Source organism: Meiothermus luteus (assembly GCF_003574085.1).
In the GTDB taxonomy this organism is placed as follows: domain Bacteria; phylum Deinococcota; class Deinococci; order Deinococcales; family Thermaceae; genus Meiothermus; species Meiothermus luteus.
The window spans coordinates 1-3,563 of sequence record NZ_QWKZ01000160.1 but is presented as its reverse complement, the minus strand read 5'-3'; the positions used below and the strand labels follow the sequence as shown (position 1 = coordinate 3,563).

Sequence of the window (3,563 nt, the reverse complement as noted above, 5' to 3'; positions counted from 1 at the left end):
CGTCGCCTGAGACCCGCGCCACCGGCACCCCCAGCGCCCCGCCCAGAAGCGAGAGCCACAGGTCGGAGGCCGCGCCCCCGCCAGTGGCCAGCAGTCGCTGGGCCTCGGCCAGGGGACGCATCACCCGGTAGACCTCCCCCAGGCTCAGGGCCACCCCCTCCAAGACCGCGCGCACCAGGTGGCCCCGCCGGTGGGCCAGCGAGAGGCCCAGGAAGGCCCCGCGCAGGTGGGGGCTCAGGTAGGGGCTGCGCTCCCCGGCCAAAAAGGGTAGGAAGAATAGGCCCTCGCCCCCCAGGGGGGCCTGTTCGGCTTCCCTCAGGAGGGCTTCCAGGCTTACCTCGGGGAAGAGCCCCCGGAGCCACTCCAGGCTCCCCGCCGCGCTCAGGGTGACCCCCAGCAGGTGGTAGCCCCCGTCGGCGTGGGCGAAGAGGTGGATGCGCCCCTCTGGCTCTGGGGTGGGTTCTTCCAGGGGAAGAAAGATGACCCCGCTGGTACCCAGGGAGACGCTCCCCACCCCCTTTCGGTGGCGCGAAACCCCCAGCCCCAGGGCCGCCGCCGCGTTGTCGCCGGCCCCGGCCACCACCGGCAGGCCCGCCGGTAGGCCGGTCTCGCGGGCCCACTCGGGCCGCAGGTACCCCACCACCCGCTCACTGGGGCCCAGATCGGGGAAAAGGCCCTCGGAGATGCCTAGGGCGCCTAGAATCTCGGCGTCCCAGCGCTTTTCCGCTAGGTTCAAAGCCCCCACCCCGGAGGCGTCGGAGTACTCGCTGGCCCAGGCTCCGGTCAGGGCGAAGGCCAGGTAGTCCTTGGGCAGCAAGACCTTGTAGACCTGCCGGAAGAGCTCAGGGTGCTGGTTTCTGAACCAGAGCAGCTTGGGGAGCTGAAAGCCGGTGACCGCCGGGTTGCCGGTGCGGCGGATGAGTTCCTCACGCGGGATGGTCGCTTCAATCTCCGCTACCTCCCGGGCGGTGCGTTGGTCGTTCCAGAGGGGGGCGGGCGCCAGGGGTTCACCGGCCTTATCCAAGAAAACCGCCCCGTGCATCTGCCCCGAGAGCCCAATCCCCACCACCTGGGCCTCCCCAAGCCCCTCGCGAAGGGCCCGCAGGGCCTCCTGTGCGGCCCGGGCCCAGTCCAGGGGGTCTTGCTCGGTCCAGCCCGGGCGGGGGGTGTGCAGGGGATAGGCCGCGCGGGCCTCGGCCACCTTCCGGCCTCGCTCGTCCAGCGCCACCGCCTTGAGGCCGCTGGTGCCCAGGTCGAGGCCCAGGGCCAGCCTCATCCCCGCACCCCCAGGAGGTGCTCCACCGCAAGCTGGTCTAGGGCCTCCAGGGCGTAGCCGCGCGAACGGCGGACCTCGGGGAGGGTGAGCGCCTTGAGCTTTTGGGCCTTCTCCGGGCTGTAGGGGCCGAGCAAGGCCAGCGGCTCGGGGTCGGCCCGGTAGTACTCGTCCAGCAGGGCCTTTACCTCGGGGTCTTCGCGGAAAGCCCGGGCCTTTTCCTTGAGGATCAGGTAGGTGCGCATGCAGCCTCTGGCGAAGGCCCAGACCCCCACCTCGTCCTCGGTGCGCAGGGCGTGGGCGTCGAAGTGGCGGGGGCCATCGTAGCCGCTGTGCTCGAGCAAATCCACCAGGAAGAACGAGGCCTTGAGGTTCTCGGCGCCGAAGCGCAAATCCTGGTCGAAGCGGCTCATGCGCTGGTCGTTGAGGTCAATGTGGAAGAGCTTGCCTGCGTCCAAAGCCTGGGCCACCGCGTGCACGAAGTTGAGCCCGGCCATGGTCTCGTGGGCGAACTCGGGATTGAGGCCGAAGAGGTGGGGCCGCTCGAGGGTGCCAATAAGGGCCAGCATGCTCCCCACGGTGGGCAGGTAGATGTCCCCGCGGGGCTCGTTGGGCTTGGGCTCCAGGGCAAAGCGGTAGCCGTAGCCCTGGTCCTCTGAGTAGGCGGCCATGAAGTTCAGGGCCTCGCGGAACCAACCCCAGGCTTTCTGGGCCTTGCCGGTAGCCTCCACCTCGGCTCCCTCCCGGCCCGGCCAGACCACGTAGATCTGGGCCCCCAGCTCGGCCCCTAGGTCCATGGTCTCCAGGCTCTTCTTTAGGGCGTAGGCCCGCACCCAGGGGTCGGGGCTGGTGAGGGCTCCGTCCTTGAAGGCCGGGTCGGAGAAGAGGTTGGCCGTCACCATGGGCACCTTGAGGCCGGTCTCCTCCAGGGCCTTCTTGAAGCGGCGCAGGATGGCCGCCCGCTCGGTGGGAGAGGTGCCGCGGGGAATCAGGTCCTCGTCGTGCAGGTTGACCCCGTAGGCCCCCAGCTCGGCTAGCTTGTGCACCACGTAATCGGGCTCGAGCCGCGCCCGCACCGCCTCGCCAAAGGGGTCGCGCCCGATGTTTCCCACCGTCCATAGGCCAAAGGTGAACTTGTGCTCGGGTCTGGGTTCGTACATCATGCCTCCTCGTAGCTCGTCTCCACAAAAAAGTCCAGGGCCAGCGCCCCCGTGCCCAAAAGCGCGGCCTCCCGGCCCAGCGGGGAGAGAACCACCTGCTCGGGGGTGTGCACCGCCAGGGCGTAGCGGGGGAGCCGCGCCCGCACCGCCTGCAAGAGGGCCTCGCCGGTGGCCTCCACCAGCGGCCCCCCCAGCACCACCCGCCCGGGGTCGAGGGTGGCCAGCACCACCGCCAGAAGCTGGGCCAGCCGCTCGGCCATCTCGGCCAGGCGGGCCTCGCTGGGGGCTTCCAGCCAGCGGCGGTAGCTCAGGAAGGCCTCGGCGCAGCCCCGCTTGCCGCAGCGGCAGGGGGGGCCTTCCGGCTCGAGCGGGATGTGCCCCACCTCGCCGGCGTGGAAGCGGGCCCCATGGTAGACCTTGTGCCCCACCACCACCCCGGCCCCTACGCCTACCCCTAAGCTCAGGTAGACGCAGTGCTCCAGGATCAGGGGGTCTTCCCCTTCGGCGCCGAGCCCCCCCAGGGCGTAAAGGCCGTAGGCCGCGGCGTTGGCCTCGTTCTCCACCACCGCCGGAATTCCTTCCAGGCCCAGGCCCGCCAGGGCCTCGCGGAAGCGCTCCAGCAGCGGCAGGTCGAACCAGCCCAGGTTGGGGGCCAGGGTGAGGTGGCCGCTCGCGGGCTCGAGCAGCCCCGGCACCGAGAGTCCCGCCGCCAGCACCCGCACCCCCTTTAGATGCGGGGCGGTGGCTTCTTGAAGCTGGGCCAGGGCCTCCTCCAGCCGAGGGGGGGCTGGGGGCAGTGCGACACGGGCCCGCACCTCGCCCCGCAGGTTCATGAGGGCCACCGCCATCCGATCCACGTCGATCTCCCAGGCCAACGCCAGGTGGCGCTTTCCCTCCACCTCGAGGGCCACCGAGGGACGCCCCTGGCCCCGGGGGGGCAGGGGCCGTTCCCGCACCAGCCCCTCTGTGAGAAGCTCGGCCACCACCTCGGTCACCGCCGAGGGGGAGAGGCCCAGCTTCCGCGCCAGGCGCAGCCGCGAGACGCCGGGCTCCTTGCGGATGGCCTGCAGGATGCGCGCGCGGTGCCAGCGGCGGAGCTGGCGGGTGCCGCCTGGGGGAGGGGGCTCGAG

General features: G+C 71.1%; 3 protein-coding genes. All 3 read right to left on the bottom strand.

All coding sequences use genetic code 11. The annotated features are described in order from the left end of the window. Positions 1-1,276: xylulokinase (gene xylB, locus Mlute_RS14550; protein WP_119361264.1), on the bottom strand; the 1,276-nt coding region annotated here is incomplete at its 3' end. After that, entirely contained in the window at positions 1,273-2,436 is a 1,164-nt protein-coding gene (gene xylA / locus Mlute_RS14545) for a xylose isomerase (protein WP_245959003.1), read from the bottom strand. The genes xylA and xylB, both read right to left, overlap by 4 nt. Beyond that, positions 2,433-3,563, bottom strand: a 1,131-nt coding sequence (locus Mlute_RS14540) for an ROK family transcriptional regulator (RefSeq protein ID WP_147371123.1), incomplete at its 5' end; no start/stop codon positions are given. The genes xylA and Mlute_RS14540, both read right to left, overlap by 4 nt.

Excerpts from the sequence above, each read along its gene's own strand:
- xylA (WP_245959003.1), bottom strand. The coding sequence starts at position 2,436 with ATGATGTACGAACCCAGACCCGAGCACAAGTTCACCTTTGGCCTATGG.